General features: G+C 42.9%; 13 protein-coding genes. 2 read left to right on the top strand and 11 right to left on the bottom strand.

Annotation, left to right across the window (positions count from 1 at the left end):
• Nucleotides 1–917 precede the first annotated feature (917 nt).
• Complete coding sequence (locus H6G41_RS25325) at nt 918–4,391, top strand: CHAT domain-containing tetratricopeptide repeat protein (protein WP_190749800.1); 3,474 nt, start codon at nt 918–920, stop codon at nt 4,389–4,391.
• A gap of 45 nt (nt 4,392–4,436) precedes the next feature.
• On the opposite strand, the gene H6G41_RS25320 is transcribed toward H6G41_RS25325, so the two are convergent.
• From H6G41_RS25320 to gyrA, 5 genes are all read right to left on the bottom strand, one after another.
• Nucleotides 4,437–4,772, bottom strand: a complete 336-nt coding sequence (locus H6G41_RS25320) for a DUF4870 domain-containing protein (RefSeq protein WP_190749798.1) — start codon at nt 4,770–4,772, stop codon at nt 4,437–4,439.
• A 238-nt stretch (nt 4,773–5,010) separates the two neighbouring features.
• Entirely contained in the window at nt 5,011–6,585 is a 1,575-nt protein-coding gene (lnt, locus tag H6G41_RS25315) for an apolipoprotein N-acyltransferase (RefSeq protein ID WP_190749796.1), read from the bottom strand.
• Complete coding sequence (locus H6G41_RS35370; protein ID WP_308796446.1) at nt 6,582–6,812, bottom strand: HepT-like ribonuclease domain-containing protein; 231 nt, start codon at nt 6,810–6,812, stop codon at nt 6,582–6,584. Before H6G41_RS35370 ends, lnt begins: the two co-directional genes overlap by 4 nt.
• A 98-nt stretch (nt 6,813–6,910) precedes the next feature.
• Complete coding sequence (locus H6G41_RS25305) at nt 6,911–7,201, bottom strand: nucleotidyltransferase family protein (protein WP_190749794.1); 291 nt, start codon at nt 7,199–7,201, stop codon at nt 6,911–6,913.
• Nucleotides 7,202–7,421: 220 nt separating this feature from the next.
• A complete protein-coding gene (gyrA, locus tag H6G41_RS25300) occupies nt 7,422–10,022 on the bottom strand; it encodes a DNA topoisomerase (ATP-hydrolyzing) subunit A (protein WP_190749791.1) in 2,601 nt (866 codons plus the stop codon).
• Between the two features lie 432 nt (nt 10,023–10,454).
• Between gyrA and H6G41_RS25295 the strand changes: the two genes are divergently transcribed.
• Nucleotides 10,455–10,667 (top strand): hypothetical protein, encoded by a 213-nt coding sequence (locus tag H6G41_RS25295; protein WP_190749789.1) that lies wholly within the window; start codon nt 10,455–10,457, stop codon nt 10,665–10,667.
• A 202-nt stretch (nt 10,668–10,869) separates the two neighbouring features.
• Here H6G41_RS25295 and H6G41_RS25290 read toward each other — a convergent pair whose 3' ends face one another.
• From H6G41_RS25290 to H6G41_RS25265, 6 genes are all read right to left on the bottom strand, one after another.
• Nucleotides 10,870–11,163 carry a Mo-dependent nitrogenase C-terminal domain-containing protein gene (locus H6G41_RS25290; protein WP_190749788.1) on the bottom strand — a complete coding sequence of 98 codons (294 nt, stop codon included), beginning with the start codon at nt 11,161–11,163 and terminating at the stop codon, nt 10,870–10,872.
• Nucleotides 11,160–11,600 carry a hypothetical protein gene (locus H6G41_RS25285; RefSeq protein WP_190749786.1) on the bottom strand — a complete coding sequence of 147 codons (441 nt, stop codon included), beginning with the start codon at nt 11,598–11,600 and terminating at the stop codon, nt 11,160–11,162. Before H6G41_RS25285 ends, H6G41_RS25290 begins: the two co-directional genes overlap by 4 nt.
• A gap of 197 nt (nt 11,601–11,797) precedes the next feature.
• Nucleotides 11,798–12,172, bottom strand: coding sequence for a response regulator (locus tag H6G41_RS25280; RefSeq protein WP_190749783.1), 375 nt, complete (start codon nt 12,170–12,172; stop codon nt 11,798–11,800).
• Nucleotides 12,173–12,398: 226 nt separating this feature from the next.
• On the bottom strand, nt 12,399–13,208 hold the full coding sequence (locus H6G41_RS25275) for a DUF1963 domain-containing protein (RefSeq protein WP_190749781.1): 810 nt from the start codon (nt 13,206–13,208) through the stop codon (nt 12,399–12,401).
• A 27-nt stretch (nt 13,209–13,235) separates the two neighbouring features.
• Nucleotides 13,236–16,517, bottom strand: a complete 3,282-nt coding sequence (locus H6G41_RS25270; RefSeq protein WP_190749865.1) for a PAS domain S-box protein — start codon at nt 16,515–16,517, stop codon at nt 13,236–13,238.
• Nucleotides 16,518–16,864: 347 nt separating this feature from the next.
• Nucleotides 16,865–19,348: a response regulator gene (locus H6G41_RS25265; protein WP_190749779.1), complete on the bottom strand. Its 2,484-nt coding sequence runs from the start codon at nt 19,346–19,348 to the stop codon at nt 16,865–16,867.
• Nucleotides 19,349–19,698: the final 350 nt, after the last annotated feature.

Genomic DNA, 19,698 nt, shown 5'->3' with positions numbered 1-19,698 from the left:
TCATTTTGGTGTTTTCCGCAAGTGAAATACCATTTCACCTTCTCGTTAAGCCTTAACGAGTTCTCATTTTGGTAAATCACGCACTCATTTTAGTGTTTTCCGCAGGTGAAATGCCTTAATGAGTTCTCATTTCGGTAAATCACGCACTCATTTTGGTGTTTTCCGCAGGTGAAAAGGTATATTGCTTGCTCAAAAATGGCAATGTTCAACAATAAGCGACTGTGTAGCTAGGCTTTGTTGTTTTTGGCGATCCCTTGGTTGGGCTACGCCTACGCATTTATTTTGATACTAATTTAAATTAGGATTTTGGTACATCAATATATTCTAGAGGGCATGGCAGTGCCATGCCCCTACCATTTGTCGCATTCGTTTTTTAAATGGTTGTGAAAACAAATGGGGTAAATAAAAATACTAATACATTAGAGATTATGCGTAGGGGAAGGCGATCGCATTTGCTGGTGATAATTATGTATCGCCCGACAATATGATTGTAGGGGCATGGGCAATGCCATACCCCCGAAGCGCATCCATAATTTACGCGAAATATGCTGTGTTTGGTGTCAAAACGCGAAAACTGCATAAGTCTTCGCTGCTGAGAGGTAAATATCAGTGAAGCGAGGAACAACACCTATGAGCAAAGAATTTATCTTGCATTTGTTGCCAAAACTGAAACCAGCCTCAGCCAATGTTCATGCAAGCTTTAAACTAAATCCCATCTAGCTCAGTATATATTCTGAAAATAACTTAATAATCCCAATTATCCCCTATCCAGCGACAGATTGATACCCAAACCCCTGGATACCTTCTCATCCTTCCTGATTACAAATACGGTAGGGGCGGGTTTACAGATATCCTTGCTGATTAACGATGATCCAAATAAACCCGCCCCTACAAATACAAATTACAAATGACAAATTATGTTTAAGCTTTACACTTTAACTTGCTTGCTGAGTGTGGTTTTATTATCCGAGTCAGTGGGAGCAAAAGCCACATTTAAACAGACGCAAATCGCCCAGCAGCCAGCCACAACACAGCAAGATGCAAACCGCGCCGCAGCAGAAAAAGCCTTTGATGAAGGGATGGCACTTTATGAACAAGGTACAGCAGAATCACTACGACAGGCGTTAGAAAAATGGCAACAAGCGCTGGTATTGTGGCAGAAAGCGGGGGATAAACAATGGGAAGCTAATACTTTGAATAATATCGGGACAGTTTACTCGGATTTAGGGCAAAAGCAGAAAGCTTTAGAATATTACAACAATGCACTCCCACTGTATCGTGCGGTGGGCGACAGGGGTGGGGAAGCTACTACCTTAACTGGTATTGGCTATGTTTACTCTTATTTAGGGGAAAAGCAGAAAGCTTTGGAATTTTACAACAATGCACTCCCGTTGTATCGTGCGGTAGGTGACAGGGGTGGAGAAGCTAGAACTCTGAATAATATTGGGTTGGTTTACTCGGATTTAGGAGAAAAGCAGGAAGCTTTAGAATTTTACAATAATGCACTACCGTTGTATCGTGCGGTAGGTGACAAGAGTGGGGAAGCTACTACCCTGACTAATATCGGCGCAGTTTACTCGGATTTAGGGCAAAAGCAGAAAGCTTTGGAATACTACAACATTGCACTCCCGTTGTATCGTGCATTAGACGACAAGGGTGGGGAAGCTTTTAGCTTGAATAATATTGCCGCAGTTTACTCGGATTTAGGGCAAAAGCAGAAAGCTTTGGAATTTTGCGACACTGCACTTCTGTTGTATCGTGCAGTAGGTGACAAGGATGGGGAGGCTGCTACCCTGAATAATCTAGGGAAACTTTACTCGGATTTAGGGCAAAAGCAGAAAGCTTTAGAATTTTACAGTTCTGCACTACCTTTGTTTCGTGAAGTAGGCAATAGGAATGGAGAAGCTACGATCCTAAATAATATCGCGCGAGTTTACGACAATTTAGCGGAAAGGCAGAAAGCTTTGGAATATTTCAACACTGCGCTATCTTTGTTTCGTGCTATGAGCAACAAGAATGGAGAAGCTGTGATCCTGAATAATATCGGGCTAGTTTACGACGCTTTAGGGGAAGAGCAGAAAGCTTTGGAATATTTCAACACTGCGCTACCGTTGTTTCGTGCCGTGAGCAACAAGGGTGAGGAAGCTACTAGCTTGAATAATATCGGCGCAGTTTACTCCGATTTAGGGGAAAAGCAGAAAGCTTTGGAATTTTATAACAATTCACTCCCATTACTGCGTGCTGTAGGCAACAAGGGAAGAGAAGCTAGAACCCTCAGTAATATCGGGGGAATTTACGCGGATTTAGGGGAAAAGCAGAAAGCTTTGGCATATCACAACAAAGCACTCCCACTCTCTCAGGCGGTGGGCGATAGGGGTGGGGAAGCTAGAATCCTGAATAATATCGGGCTAGTTTACTCTCATTTAGGAGAAAAGCAGATAGCTTTGGATTATTACAACAAAACACTGCCTCTGTGGGTTGCGGTGGGGGATAAATCAGGGCAAGCAACTACTCTTTACAACCTCGCCTACCTAGAGCGCGATCGCGGAAATCTTCAAGCAGCACGCACCAATGTAGAAGCAGCTATTAAAATTATCGAAGACTTACGCACCAAAATCGACAGCAAAGAACTTCGTACATCTTACTTCGCTACAGTTCAAGGTTACTACAAATTCTACATCGACTTGCTGATGGAACTGCACAAAAAAGCCCCATCACAAGGATACGACGCATTAGCTCTACACTACAGCGAACGCTCCCGCGCCCGCAGCCTCATCGAATTATTAAACGAAGCCAACGCCAAAATTATTAAAGGCGCAAACCCAGAATTATTAGCACAAGAACAAGATTTACGTCAGCAAATTGATGCTAAAGATACCCTGCGCATAAATTTACAAAATTCAGCCAATAAAAACGATCCCATCACCAAAGCCGCAATTGCAAAACTGACTACAGAAATAGAAAATCTCCTCAATCAATACCAAGAAATCCAAGCAAAAATTCGTACTTCTAACCCAGCCTACGCGAAATTAAAAAACCCAGATCCAGACAAAGACATTCTCAAATTACCGCAAATTCAACAACAACTAGATCAAGACACCTTACTTTTACAATATTCTTTAGGAGAAGAACGCAGCTTTTTGTGGGTGGTAAGTCCTAATTCTCTTCATACTTACGAACTTCCCAAACGACAAGATATAGAAAAAAGCGCGATCAATTTATTTTGTTTAATTAGTCAAAATAGTTCTAAACCGCCTTCTGCAACTGATAAAGAAAATCCTTGTGCTAATCTTAAAACTCAGCAAATTAATATTGCTGCTAAAGCACTCAGTCAATTAATTCTCTCACCCGCAAAAGATAAACTGAGTAAAAAACGCTTAGTTATTGTTGCTGATGGTGCTTTGCAATATATTCCGTTTACAGCCTTGGCTGATTTAAATTCTCCACAGAGTTCCACACCACCCAAAGCAGAACCAGAAAAACCAAAGGAAGTTGAATGTTCTAATGCTGGTGGTATTCGTGTTTGTTCGCCAGTTAAACCGCAAAATTGGAATTATCAACCGCTATTAGCTAACCATGAAATTATTAGTCTACCTTCGGCATCAACTATTGCATTTCAACGCCAACAACTCGCTAACCGCAAGCCTGCACCTAAAGCTTTAGCTATTCTTGCTGACCCAGTATACAGTGCTAACGATCCACGAGTGGCAGGGACATCAACAAAATCAACTAAATCAGACAAATCTCAATCAAGTTTAGAATTAGAACTCGAACGTTCCGCCTTAGAACGTTCCGCCAGAAGTCTCAAGCGTGAAGGTTGGGCTAGGTTAATCAACACGGCGATAGAAGCTGAAGAAATTTTAAAACTGATACCAGCAGAAAGTAAGGCTCAAGCTTTAGATTTTGATGCTAATTATAATTGGGCAACTAACAGCGCTTTAAATCAATTCCGTATTTTACATTTTGCTACTCACGGCTTTGTCAATCAAGACCAACCGGAGTTGTCGGGAATTGTACTGTCTTTAGTGGATAAAAAAGGTAATAATATTCGCGGACATTTGCGGTTAGCAGATTTATTTAACCAAGATTATCCCGCAGAGTTAATTGTGTTGAGTGCTTGCGAAACTGGATTAGGTAAAAATATTAATGGTGAGGGATTGGTAGGCTTGACACGCGGCTTGATGTATGCTGGTGCGGCGCGGGTAGGGGTGTCGCTGTGGCAAGTTAGCGACAAAGGTACGTCAATATTAATGCAGGAGTTTTATAAGCAGATGTTGCAGCAAGGTAAAAAGCCTGCTGAGGCGTTGCGTGCGGCGCAGCTGAAGTTGTGGCAAGAGGGGAGAAGTCCCTATGAATGGGCGGCGTTTACGTTGCAGGGGGAGTGGCGGTAGGTCACTTCGACTGCGCTCAGTGACCGAGCGAGGGGGTGTTTTTTGTTAAACGAAGCGGAAAATAAAGGGGTAGCGGTAGGAGATATCGCGATCGCCTAAAATTTGGACGATGGCAATAATTGGCATGATAATACTGACTACCCATAAACCAACTAATAAGACAATGCCAATGCCGACGAGAACTAGCAAGCCAAAGATAATTCCGTAAATGTAAAGGTTGATGTGAAAATTTAGGGATTCTCTGGCATTATCTTTGACAATGGGGTCGTTGCTGAGTAATAAAATAGCGATGGGTATGCCAATGGAGACAATTGTTGAGCTAAAAAATATCGCTCCATGACTGAGGGCAGATAGCAGCTTGCGTTGTGGAAAGTCTTCCATGACTTACAATCCCTGTAGTTTGGTTCACCCTTTGATTTTATTGTTCTAAATTGCGATCGCCATCACTCTCTCAACATAATTCCTCATACCATTTCATACCAATTTAAATTGGATACAGGGCAGATGAGGTAAACTCATAGCAATTTAAATCATGTTTGCGGCACATCAATATATTCTAGAGGGCATGGCAATGCCATGCCCCTACCATCTGTCGTATTCTTTTTTCAAATTGGTATCACTAACCCCTAGCCCCTAAGACAAACCAGCCCAATAAACTCAAAACCAATAATAAGGGTGTTAACCAATCTCCCCAACGCACATATAAGGTTTGTGTTTCTCTGGGATATATGGTTTCGGCATGAATTTGATAGGTATTATATTCAGATATCCACAAGGTTCTACCGTGAGGGTCGATAAAGGCGGAATATCCTGTATTTGTCGCCCGTATTGACCATCTATCTGTTTCTATCGCCCGCATGATATCCTGTGCATGATGTTGGTAGGGCATGGCTGCTGTGTAATGGGCATCGTTGGAGGAACTGAGAATAAATTGTCCTCCGGCTGCTGCTTGCTGGCGGAAGAGATAAGAAAAGGCTGAATCGTAACAAATGCCGGCGATTACGCGCCCAAATGGGGTATCAAATACTTGATTTGGCGAACCGGGTACTTGATGTTCGTCTAGGGGTGAGAGGCGTTGAATAATTTGTCCTAAAATCGCCTCAAAAGGGATATATTCACCCAGGGGTACTAGTTTGGTTTTGTCGTAGCGGCTGAAAGCTTCACCTTTAGCTGTGTAGGTAAATAAGCTATTGGTGTAACTGCGCCCCCGTTCTCCAAATGCACCAATCCAAGCGACTACGCCTTTTTCTTTGACTGCGGCGATGATGGGGGTTCGGCTTAAGTCACGCTGGAAAAATGGTAAGGCTCCCTCTGGGGTGAGGACAGCATCGACTCCGCGATCTGCTAGAGTTAAATATCCATTGGTGTAACCTGCGATCGCTCTTTGTAATCCTTCTGGTTTTAGTTTAATAATGTTGGGAATATTACCTTGCACGATGCCTATTTTTAAGGCTTGTTCTAGGGTTTTGCTGAGGGGAATGTTGTATAAGCTAAAACCGATTAGGTGTAGGCTGATGAATAATGCGATCGCTAGTGCAAAGTATTTATTAATGAACCGCCAAGACGCCAAGGACGCAGAGGAAGAGGTTTGGCGATGAATCCATGTTTCAGCTATTAAGCCATTGAAGGCAACGATGGCGGCGGTGATGGTACTCGGCCCGGCGAGTTGACCGAGATGTAAAATTACTAAGTTGTGCGGGCTTTGGGTGTATGAAAGCGAACTCCACCATAAAGCGCCTGCACTCCATATTCCTTCTAGGGCGCACCAGATAGCTGTGCCAATTAGCACTCGTAAAAGTGGTTTTTGGGTGGCGAAACGCCCCATTAAAGCTGCCCAAGTAACTACTATTGCTGCACCCCAAAGGGTAACGAATGTCAAACAAAAACTGGTAATTGCTAAACTCGCTAACCAAGGAACGCCCAGCCAATCCATTGGATGAATACCGGTAATCCAGAATAAAGCTAATCCGTGATAGCCGATACCCCAAAATAAAGGGAAAAGGAAAAATTTTCGCCTTTTAGCTTCTAATTGATTGCTATGTTTAACAATTAATACCCAGAGGGGCGCGAGGGCTATCCATGCAAGGAACCATGCACCTACAGGAGCTACAGTCAGCCCCATTAATACCCCACTGATGAGGGATAAAATGTAAAGGCTAACAGATGAAAAAAGCTTTTTTATTTGATACTTCATAAGTCTTGCAAAATAGCTTCAACAGTTGTTTTGAGTTGAGACAAATTTTGCTCTATCACACCCCAAATTCGATTTAAATTTAACTTTAAATAATCATTAATTAGTATATCTTTAAAACCAGCTATTTGCTGCCAACGTACATCTGGATTAGCGGCTTTAATTTCTGGAGATAAACGCTTTGTAGCTTCCCCAATAATTTCAAAATTCCTAATTACTGCATCTTGAATTATTATGGTTTACAAAAATGCTTCTTTACCATCACAAGTATAAAATTCAATGCGTTCAATGCATTCTTTAATATTGCTCAAGTACAAGCGATCGTCTCTCATAAAAACACGGCTTCCCGTAACACTTTCTCTCTAATCAATTCATGTAAATTGTCAGGTTCAATTAGATCAACTTTACGCTTCAGCAATTCTTCTAAGGATTGCATCAACGCAATTTGATCTAATAAGGTTCGTTGTGGTTCAAGTTCTATTAAAAAATCCACATCACTATCTGGTGTTGCTTCTTTTCTAGCAACTGAACCAAAAACTCGCACATTATAAGCCCCGTATCTCGCAGCAATTTGTAAAATCTCTTCGCGATGAGCTTTAAGTATTTCATCAATTCCCATAGCTGAATACCAATTCAAAATTTAGAAATAATAGTGTTTGCGGCACATTATATATTTTAGAGGTCATGGCATTGCCATGCCCCTACAATCTGCTGCATTCTTGTTTTAAATTGGTATTAATTAATAAATAATTACCGCTTGGTAGTTGTTCAGCATTAAGTTTCCCTTGCTGCTACATCATCCAAGCGGTTTGATAGCTTACCTATTGATTTGGTTAGGTTTATTCTACTTCTTCTAATTCGCCTGTATCGCCAGTATCAGGAGGAACTATGGCTACTCCGGTGATGGCGTCATCTTCGTCTAGGCGCTGTACTCTGACGCCTGTAGCCGATCGCGATTGGACGGAAATTGCATTCACGGCTTGCCGAATAATAATACCGCGATTGGTGACCATCATAATTTCATCGTGGCTGTTGACGATTTGTAAGGTGGCTAATTTGTCTTTGGTTTTGCGGTTTTTGAATTTGGTAGCCATTAAACCTTGACCGGCACGATTTTGCAAGCGGAATTGGGCGACTGGGACGCGCTTACCATATCCACCCATTGTAATTACCAACACCCAAGGCCCAGTACTACCGTTAGCTGGTAGTTCTGTGATTTCTTCATTATCGGTGTCTTCGATTTCTACTATCTCTTCGATGTCGGTTTCGGCTTCTGTGTCTGTACTGAGGGTGTCGAGAATCGCCGCCGGGAGAATATCCATCCCGACTAATTCATCACCGGCTTTGAGTTTCATGGACTTGACTCCACGAGTCGCTCTACCTAAAGGACGCAGTTGTTCGTGGTTACATCTAAAGTGAATCGCCATCCCGTGACGCGAACCGACGATGACGCTATCTTCTACCCTAGCGCGTCTGACCCAGCGCAGTTGATCGCCTTCTTCTAAGGAAATGGCGATTAAACCGTTGGCGCGAATGTTACTAAATGCTTCTAATACAGTTTTCTTGATATTGCCGCCTTTGGTGAGCATTACCAAGAATTCTTCACTGCTAAACTCATCCACTGGGACAATGGAAGTGATTTTTTCTTCCTTGGGAATGGGTAAAAGTTGCACAATAGGCGTACCGCGACTGGTACGGGAACCCACAGGAATTTGATAAGTTTTTAAGCAGTAGACGACACCGCGATCGCTAAAGAATAAAACGCTGTCGTGATCGCAGCAAGTTAAGAAATGTTCGATGGTGTCATCATCTTTAACTTTGGCGGCGGCTTTACCTCTGGTGGCGCGGCTTTGGGCTTCAAAGGTGCTAACGGGCATCCGTTTGATGTAACCTTGCTCTGTTAGTAGAATCAGAACTTTTTCGTTAGCTATCAGGTCAAGGTCATCAATGTCACCTTCAGCATGAGTAATTACCGTGCGTCGGGGGGTGGCGAAGCTAGTTTTGATGTGGGTAATTTCTTCTTCAATGATTGCCAGCACTCGTTCCCGCCGTGCCAAAATATCCTGCAAGTCGGCAATTTGGGCTTGTAAATCTTCGTGTTCTTGGCGAATCTTATCTGCTTCTAGGGCTGTTAGCCGTCGCAGTTGCATTTGTAAAATCGCATCGGCTTGGACTTCCGATAAGCCGTATGTAGTAATGAGTTCGCCTTTGGCTGTGGGTGCATCGGATGCATGGCGAATCAAGTTAATAATGGCGTCTAAATGTGATAGAGCAATTAATAAACCTTGTAAAATGTGGTCGCGTTCTTCGGCTTTTCGCAGTTCGTAGCGGGTGCGGCGATTAATTGATTCGATGCGGAAATCGAGGAAGACTTCTAAGAACTGCTTAAGTGTCAGGGTTTGGGGTTCCCCGTTTACCAAGGCCAGCATATTCGCCCCAAAGTTGGCTTGCAGTGGGGTTTGCTTGTAAAGGTTATTTAAAACTACTCTGGGGTAGGCATCGCGCTTGAGTTCGATGACGATGCGCATCCCATCGCGATCGCTTTCATCGCGAATATCTGCAATTCCCTCGATGCGTTTATCATTCACCAACTCGGCAATTTTTTCAATTAATGCTGCTTTGTTGGTTTGATAAGGCAATTCGGTGATGATAATTGCTTCTCGTTCCGGTCTTCCCCGCTGTTCAATGGTTTCAATATTCGCGACACCGCGCATGGTAATAGAACCGCGCCCGGTGGTATAAGCTTCTTTAATCGCCGCCGTCCCCAAAACTTGCGCCCCTGTAGGGAAGTCGGGGCCGGGGATGTACTGCATTAACTGCAAATTGGTGATTTCTGGATTGTGAATTAGAGCGACTAATCCATCAATCAATTCGCCTAAGTTGTGCGGGGGGATGTTCGTCGCCATCCCCACAGCAATCCCAGAGGAACCATTGAGGAGTAACTGGGGAATTCTCGCGGGGAGAACTGTGGGTTCTTGTTGGGAACCGTCGAAGTTATCGATAAAATCAACAGTTTCCGATTCGATATCATGAAGTAAGGCGGTGCCTGTTAACGCCTGCAAGCGACATTCTGTGTATCGCATTGCTGCTGGGGGATCGTTATCGACGGAACCGAAGTTACCATGACCGTTGATTAAGGGCGATCGCATGGAAAAATCCTGCGCCATCCGCACCAAGGCGTCATATACTGCTGTATCGCCGTGGGGGTGATATTTACCGAGAACTTCCCCAACCACACGGGCGCATTTGCGGAACGGGCGATCGTGCGTTAAACCTAGCTCGTGCATTGCGTAGAGGATGCGACGATGCACAGGTTTCAGACCATCCCTGGCATCTGGCAGCGCCCGACCCACAATCACACTCATGGCGTATTCCAGATAAGACCGGGACATTTCGTTCCGCAGATCTGTCGGGATAATCCTCTCCTGTGAGGTTGTCATAACCTAAATAACTCCAAAAATCGCAGATTTTAGCCCTAATAGTTGACAAAATGCAAAATTATTCTAATTTACTCTTGAATAATTGCTATATTCTGGTACAATTCTAGCACATCTTGTTTTTTCTTGTCGGGAGAGGTAAGTCCGAGGGCTAAGAATAAAGCTAGAAAAGAGAATGGTCTATGACTGTATGGGAGAGGGTTTGGCCACAGAGTTAAGCGCATCTAACTAAAGAGGCTGCCAAATATAAGGAATTCAAAATTCACCATCAAAAACAAAATAATGATTATACAGCAGGCGTTATGGCTAATAAAGATAGTAAATCAGACCTGTGGGAGAAGAATTATTTTGACTAAGCTATAGACATGACCGAGCAAATATTAGATAAATATCTAGAATTATTTGCAAATGTTATCTTCATAGGTTGAAACTGCCATGAGATTCCAACAATTACACATTGGTGATTACTTTCGCATCCCAGGTATCAGTTTTGGTTGCGTGTATCGAAAAGCTAGTATGAGATCTTGCACTTTAAATTCTCTATTACAGCCGATTCGTCCTGGGACAACAGTTATACCTTTGAATCAAGCACAAATTGCTAAACATATCGCCGACAAACAAAATTTCTGGAAAAGTTTACAGGAATAGTAGGTTTATTGAGAGGAACCTTGTCAGCTAGTTGGCGAAATGCCATATTCGCCTATAGCAACATAATTGATAAGTCTGTTTGATGGGATGAATGTTGATAAAACTTGGTATTCTCCATAAATCAATTCAGGGGTTTTTATCCTTCTTTATTTTGCTTCCTAGAGAATTAGCATAACCAGACAAAATAATTCAGGGAAACGTGTTAGCAGTAGATAGTCACATCTTCACCGCACTCATCTGCTAAATAACTTAAAGCTTTGAAACGGATTGCAACAAACTGTTCGTAGAAAGGATTGAGTTTACATAGAGGCGGAATGTAAACTAAAGTGCCATCGCCAAATTTAATTTCTCGTTCAAACGGGCAACTGGCGGGAATTAGCGAGCAGATTAACCTTGCAAATCTATAATTGTTTATTTTCAAGGATTCTAGATAGCGGCGAACTGGTTGTAGGAGAAGCTGGAGCAAGTTAAGCGAAGCGGATTTGCTAGCCATCATTTTGTTGTGAGTGAAAGAACTTGAGCAGGAGTGACTAAAACTTTTTCGATTAAGAGTCTATCGGACTCGGAAGTATTTTCCATGACGATAGCTTTTGTACTTTCATGAAGCAGAATCTTACCTTCTGCATCAAAACTAAATTCTTGGCTAGGAATAAAGCCTTTTTGAATGAGTTTTTTGAGGACAAATCTCCTAACTTCTGCTAACAAATTAGCGTAGGGCTTCCAACCAGATAAATTATCTAAAATCCAATGAAATGTATCTAAATTGGTAAGAGATAATTCGAGGACTGCTGCTGTTAAAAAAGACTCTGTATATTGCAAACCCATGCTGCTGTGTAACTGAGTTACCCAACATTCTGCCAATTTTTTATCTTGGAAATTTAAGATGTAGATTGCTCTTTCAAGATGGAAGTGAAATAGTTCTAAGTCTTGCATACAATTGCACCAATGAGTTACAGCAAATCAATCTAACCAACTCGTTTAAGGGGAGGAAGTAAGGTGGAGGTGAATTTGTACTCCACCCTGGATTTAGGTGTTATCAAGTTGGTGGTTTCCTACTTGCCTTTAACTGTAAAACTCAAAAATGCAGAAATTGTGCAGATGAAAAGAAATTAGCCAAGAATTTTTCTTAGCTACCAGTTGAGCGCCGCAGCGATTTGCGCAGGTAATTTCATCGCTTTAAAAGGCTTGGTGATGATGGCTTTAACTGCGAGTTCTGCAAATCGCCGTTTTTCCGTGGCTTGAGCTTTCGCCGTCAGCAAAATCACGGGTATTGACTGGGTGAGTGGATGGGCTTGTAAGGCTTGAAAGGTAGCGATCCCATCCATATCAGGCATCATCACATCTAAGAGGATAGCATCTGGCTGTTCGGCAACTGCTTTGGCGATTCCTTCACTACCAGAAGCAGCGGTAGAAACTTGCCAAGCACCTACTGTTTTCAAGGCGAGTTCAGCTACTGCCCTGATATCATATTCATCATCAATAATAAGAATCCGTTTTGTAGTCATGGAAAATTTGCCTAGAAAGAATGAATTATTCCAAAAACTGCACAGCTGAGACTCTTGCCTTGATTGGGGTTGATGAATTACAGCATATTTGGGGTAAATGAGGTACGCGCTTCGGGGCATGGCAGTGCCAGTGCCCCTACAATCAACGATAATCAGTACCTCACCCACTGGCAATCTGCTGTATGTAGGGAACAGGGAATCAAAAAAGATGAGTCTTATCAATCTCTTATTGACGAAAGAAATAAGATTCAACTTTGCTAAAATCCAAGTTGATTAAATCACAGTCTTCCACAAAAAAGTAGAAGTTGTCATCAACCTCAGAGGGGTGATTAAGTTCTAACAGTAATCTTCCCTTTGCGCCTTCGATGGTTTCGTCAACGTAAGAATGCAGCTCTACATACCCGCCTAACTTATTACCACGTTGTTCTACAAGGTTGTTTTCCTGTTCATAGTTCCAAATCCATTCATCAAATTCCCGACTGAGTGCTGTGAGTTCTTCAGGAATATTCAGGGAATCGTATAAAGAGCGAGCTTGCCAAAACACATCCTGCTGTAAGACAAATCTTAAAGCATAAATATCTCTATACCATTCTAATTGCTCGCTGGTACTGGCTAAGAAGCTAAAGTCAGTGACTAAGTTATTTTTATCTTGGGAGATTTCTGGGAAATAGAGGATGTGGTGTTGTTCTGGACTAAGCTCACACATAGGGACATTTAAGCCGGAGTAAAATTGTAAAATTCCCTGTCGAGGCAGAGCAAATCCGTCAATTATTGGTAAATCGGCGCAGTTTACCTGCATTAAAAACATCATCATCTCACCAGTTTCGCCATCGACAGGATAGCTTGTATCTTTGGGAAGATAGGGATGACCGCCAATTTTACTTTGCCAAGGTTCTAATGGATCTGTGTCCTCAGCAGAATCTAAGTATCCAACTTCATCAGTAATAATTTTGATGTAAGGTAATAAGTTTGTTTCTAGGAGCGATCGCAATGGTGCAAACTCAGGCGGTAAATCACGCAGAATGTTATCTGTCATACATGTCTGGAGTAAAAGCACCAGTAATTATATTGAGTTCTGGCTGACTTCGCTGCGATCGCCAATCATGCGGTTGAGTAAATTTATGACTCGCTGTTCAAATTCTTGGGGAGTAATCCGTCCTTTAGTAAAGAATAGGGTTTGTCCTAACTTTAAGCGATCGCGATCGCTCTCATCTAAATCACGGGCTGTGTAGACAACTAAGGGTATTTGACACAAACGTTGATGTTGACGCAGCCAATCAACTACCGCAAAACCGTCGTTTTCTGGCAATCCTAAATCCAGTACCAATAAGTCAGGTAAAATGTTCTGACTAATTTGGATTGCTTCTTTGCCTGTTTGGGCGTAAAAGGTAGTAATACCGTGACGATTGAATAAAGCTATCAGTACCTGGGCTAAATCGAGGTCATCTTCGATAATTAATACTTTAATACCTTGATTTTGGGCTACTGTAGCTTTTTCTAAGGCATTACACAACAGCTTCGGATTGGGTGGTTTGACAATCCAATCGCTAATACTGTGGGGCAAAATTTTATTCGCATCGGGTAACAAACCACTCAGAATGATCACGGGGATATTTTGGGTGTGTGGCTGCTGTTTCAGAATTGCCAAGGTTTCCCAACCATCCATTCCTGGCATCATTAAGTTGAGAATAATCGCATCGGGATGGTATAACTTGGCTTGCTCGACAGCTTCTTGTCCGGATGCGGCGACTATGACGCGATAACCTTGGCGTTCTAGCATGGTTTGCACGACAATCCGCACGCCAGGATCGTCATCGCACTCTAGTACTAAAGGGGAATGGGGAGAAGTGGCGATTAACAAAGATAGGGCAGTATTTTCCAGATTTTCTCTGTCTTTTTCTCTAGTTTTTGCCTCTGAAAGAATGGGCAGCGTAAAGAAGAAAGTACTACCTTCGCCTAAGGTACTTTCCACCCAGATTTGGCCTTGATGATGTTGCAAAATACTGCGACAAATTGCTAACCCTAACCCTGTTCCCCCCTTTTGGCGCGAGTCGGAAGCGTCAACTTGTCCAAAGCGTTCAAAGATAGATTCTAGTTTCTCTGGGGGGATACCTCGACCTTGGTCTTTAACTTGGAATTGGATTTTTTCTGCTACAATTTCGGCACTTAGCCAAATCGTTGCAGCTGGCAAGGAAAATTTAATTGCATTGCTGAGTAAGTTGGTGAAAACTTGAATTATCCGGTCAGGATCAGCCCAAACTGGTGCATATACAGGCGAAACTGATAATATTACTCCAGCTTGTTCTGCCATTTCTTCGACAGTTTCGATGGATTGCGTCATTAACTCGCCAGCGTCGCACAGTTCCTGAGTCATTTGCACTTTACCTGACTCGATGCGCTCGATATCTAAGATGTCGTTAATTAGACGCACCAAGCGTTCTGTATTACTAGCCGCAATATCTAACATTCTTTGCGCTTCTTCTGGTTCGGCTTGAAGAACGCCACCGGCTAATAAATCTAAAGCGCCAGCAATGGAAGTTAGCGGTGTGCGCAATTCGTGACTGACGACGGAAACAAATTCATCTTTGAGGCGTTCAATTTCCCGGCGATCGCTGATATCTTTCATAAAGCAATAATGCCCAATGAATTGACGCTGGCGGTTGAAAGCTTTCACCATCACCACTTGCTTATCAAAAATCGATTTATCTTTACGCACACCTCTGGCTTCTACTTCCACTTTGCCGTTGGTGAGCATAAATTGATAGGCTGCATTCAATTTTTCTAAATCTTCTGGGTGAACAGTTAACACCCATTCCATACCAATCATATCTTCTGGTTGATAACCAACAGTGTTAGCGTAGGCGGGATTTATCTTGAGATAACGTCCTTGAGTATCTAACTGGGAAATACCCTCAACTGCACATTCTAAAGCTTGGCTGAGGTAACGCAGTTCTTCTTCAGCTTGTTGTCGATCGCTAATATCTTCGACTACATAACAAAATCGCTGACGCCGATTGCGATCACTTTTAATTGCGGAAACTGTCGCCAATAACCATTTTGTTTCCGTAGGTGTTTCGTGAGCATATTCAAAGCGAACTGGCGCATCACGGCGTTCGGCGGCGCGATAATTTTCAATCCACTGGTTAATATAATCTTGTGGCGCACCCATATCGCTAGCTCGGCGATTTTGCATTGTCGCTGGTGTCATTCCATAAAATTTGGCGGCGGTGGCATTATCAGAAATATGGAGAATATCATTATCTAGCACCTCCACAACTCCCATCAGCATCGGCGCACTATCAAAGAAACTGCGGAGAGTGGCTTCGCTTTGGTTGAGTGCGGCTTCTGCTAAAGCGCGATCGCTAATATCTGTGATGGTACCAATAAAGCCTGTAACTTCTCCTAAACTGCCATGTTCCGCTACTGCCTGAGCTAACACCCAAGTGGTTTTGCCTTGAGGATTACGAAAACGATGCTCGGATTTATAAGGGAGATTTTGCTGTGCATTTTGATACCATTGCTCTATCACGCGCTGACGATCTTCAAAATGCAAAAATTTTATCCAGCCTTCTCCAAGTAACTCCTCTGCATTAGCTCCAATAATCTCACAAGCTTGCTGATTCATAAATATACATTGTCCAGAGGCATCAGTCAGGAAAATCCCTACTGGTGCGGCTTGGGCTAAGGTAACATAGCGATGTTCGCTCTGGCGCAGAGCCTCTTCAGTTGCTTTGCGATTGCTAATATCGCTACCAATGCCCAGAAAGCCTGTAATCTGATTGTCAGCATCACGCAAAACTGTGACTGATAGCAACACCGGAAAGCGCGAACCGTCTTTGCGGATGTAAGTCCATTCCCGCTCATCTATTTCTCCCCGTCGCGCCTTCGCCACAAATACCTCAAAACCTGGCTCAATATTCACACCCAATTCTTGAGACAGTTCTTGGGCGACTTTGACAATTTCATCTTTGTCATGGATGATGGCTGGAGTTGTTTTCCCAATTACCTCACTAGCTGCATATCCTAGCCATCGTTCCGCCGCTTTATTAAACGTGAGGATGATACCTTCTGGCGTAGTGGAAATAATGGTGTAGTTAGCACTATTTAAAATTGCACGTTTTAGCGTTGTTATATTCCTTAGTTCTGATTCTATGTGTTGGCGTTCAATAATTTGCTGTTGCAGTTCTTGGTTAGTTGCTGCTAACTGCTTTGTGGTGGGCATTTCTAGTACTTTAGGCAATAAGTTCACTAGCACGAAAGCTGTGTAAACGGAAATGATTGCTGTAATCGCTTTGATCACACCAGCTACCCAATAATTTGGATGCCACAGTGTCCAAATTGACATGAGATGAGTTGTGCCACAAGCGATTATAAAAGCGCTAAATAACAGTAATATGCCTTTAAAAGCCAAGCTTTTACGCTTGTAGACGAAATAAAGCAACGTTAAAGGAATCGAATAATATGCCAGGGCAATTAGGGCATCAGATAATACATGTAACCATACCAGCCCTGAATTCCACAGATAACAATGCCCGTGGGGGATAAAGGGGCTGGCAGTGAGATATGTGTGTAATAATTCCAACATGTAGCCTCCGATTAAGTATGGGGCATTGGGCATTGGGGAGCCAGTGCGTTGCGCGGGTTTCCCGCGTTGAAGCAACTGGCGTCATTGGGCATTGGGTAGAGACGCGATTAATCGCGTCTGTACAAGTTGTCCCCCTTGTCCCCCTTGTCCCCCTTGTCCCCCCTGCTCCCTGCCCTCTGCCTTTCTAGAACTGCATCCGCCGCTTGATAGAGTGCTTGTAAATTGGCACCGTCTTGGGGATAGTCAACAACGGCTGTACTTAAGGAGACATGGAAATTCTCGCCATTGGTAGCAGTGAACTCTATTTGACGTAAGCTTTTGAGCAATTCTAACAGCCGTTGCTCGCCATCTGTTTTAGTCATACCTGCCATCCCAACAACAAATTCTGTACCGCCCCAGCGCCCGACTACATCTTGAGTGTGAAATGTCTGGCGTAATAGTTCACCGAGTCGAGATAAAACGCGATCGCCTATTGCATGTCCGTATTTTTGATTAATTTCTTTGAGGTTGTCTAGCTCTAAAATAGCGAAACAAAATGGTTGTTGGTGGCGTTCGCTCGATTGCAGATAGCGGTTTAAATCGTCTGTAGATTTGCGTCGATTAGCAACTAAAGTTAAGCTATCAAGTTCGGCTAAATTACGCAGCCAGCGCGATCGCTCTAGGCGATTCAATATCCTTGTCATCAGTTCTGGTTCGACAATCGGCTTGCTGATGTAGTCGTCGGCACCTGCAAGAAACACCTGATGTCTGGTTTTGGTATCGTTGTGAGCTGTGAGAAACAAAATCGGCAAACCACTCCATTGCGGATCGTTTCTAATAACTTGGCATAACTCTATACCGCTTACCTCCGGTAATTCTACATCTAAAATTAGTAAGTCGGGTTGTGCCACTGCCATTGCTTCTAAAAACCGCAGGGGATTCTCTAGGGTGTAAACCTTTAATCCCCAAGGTACCAGTAAAGTTTGGAGTGCAGCTAAAATGTGGGGATCGTCGTCTACTACCATCACCTTAGCTTGGGTAGAGCGAGTACGCTGTAATATTTGCGTCACAGTATCTAACACTTGGTGGGGAGATACGGGCTTTTGTAAAATCCCGCTACCACCCAAACGAGCGACTTTCACCCGGTCGAGTAAACTGTCTTTATCGGTTAATACTATGACTGGAATTGGCGAATTACGGGCGTTGAGTTCGGCGAGGAAAGCGAGAGTATTTTCTGTGCTGTCGCTAGCACTCAAATCGAGTAAGACAACATCAGGGGAATTTTCCGCCATGAATTCCCTAGCCGCGATCGCATCGGGAACAATTTGCGATCGCATCGCCCAACTATTAGTTTCCGTCGCCAATACTGTTGCTAATTCTCTCTCTTGGTTGACAATCAACAGCAAAGGAAGTTCATCCACCAATTGATTTTCTGCAAGTAAATCTTGCTGATACTGAGAGTTTAACTGTTGCAATTGTTGACGCAACGCCCCAACCAATTGAGAAATTTGCTGTTTTGTCTGTGATTTTAGCTTAGTACCCTTTTCCCACAATAATTCTAGTTCTTTAGCTAAACGCGAACCTTCATCAGAACCAAACATTCCCAGAGAACCGGCTAACTTATGCGCCTCCATCTTCGCTTTTGACCACATTTCCTGAGAAAGTTTACCCTGTTCTAACATAGTAGAAGCTTGCTCAATTGTGGCTACTCGTTCTTCTAGTGTCTGCGATACTTCTTGCCAAACTTTACTAATCCCCGTTGTTACCTGATTTTGCGCAGTAGCTGGCGATTTTTTCCCATTATTATCGGGGGTATAATGTTGCAGCCACTTGGGTATTACATGATTTTCCTGAGTTGGCTGTGACTCTTTGCTTTCCCGTCGCCCATTATTGTCAGTCAGGGAAGACTTGGATTTTCCCTTAGCTAAAGTTTCTCTAGCTGCTGGCTTGAGTTTATATCCAATTCCATAAACCGTCTCAATGGGATCGTCTGCAACTCCTGCGGCTTTAAGTTTTTGACGTAACCCTTTCATGTGCGATCGCACTGTATCATCTGTTGGCGGTTCTTCCAAAGACCACAAATGATCGATTAAAGCGCTACAACTAAAGATGCGGTGAGTATTGCGCAGAAATAGTTCCAATAAACCGTATTCTTTAGGAGTTAAGTGCAATAATTTACCCTCACAGGTAACTTCACAAGTGCTGGGATCGAGTTGAAGGTTTTTCCACTCCAATAGCGGCGGTAAACTCGAACCACCTCGACGTAATAAAGCACGAACCCGCGCTAACAATTCTTGAAAATCAAAGGGCTTGGCAACATAATCATCTGCACCAGCATCCAAACCCATAATTTTATTTGTGCTATTGTCTTGGGCAGTTAATAAAAGCACAGGTGTTTGATTACCATTAGCACGCAATCGCTGACAGAAATTAATTCCGTTCAGCTTAGGCAGCATCACATCCAGCAGAATTAAATCATAAGTAAATAACTCTGCTAAATCCCAACCTTCTTGCCCATCCTTGGCAATATCAACAGCATAATGCTGATTTCTCAAGGATTTAGCTAGAGATTCCGCAATAATTTCATCATCTTCAACTAATAGAATTTTCATGGCGGTTACTGACCGCAAATTAATAGTTATTAGTGAAAAAGTAAAGCAGGCAATAGATAGAATATTTACAGCAGATTGTCAGTTTTTGAGGTACAGATTATCGTTAATTGTAGGGGCAGTGGCACTGCCATGCCCCGAAGCGCGTACTAGATTCTCAATCCCTGGAATTTTAAATTTACAAATTCAATATTTGCAAAGGTTTTAAATGTGTTTTGATTGAATTTAAACCGCTTATGTGAAAACATTTTCGGTTCTTTAGTACTTGTTATGCTAAACTAACAATCAAAATGCCAGTTTAACAAGCATCTAATTCGGAAGTTTTCAAAGTTTCTAAATCCATAAGCCGAGCG

This window comes from Tolypothrix sp. FACHB-123, from assembly GCF_014697075.1.
Taxonomy (GTDB): Bacteria; Cyanobacteriota; Cyanobacteriia; order Cyanobacteriales; family Nostocaceae; genus Aulosira.
Note: the sequence above shows the minus strand (reverse complement) of the source record. Positions and strands in the feature narration are given on the sequence as shown.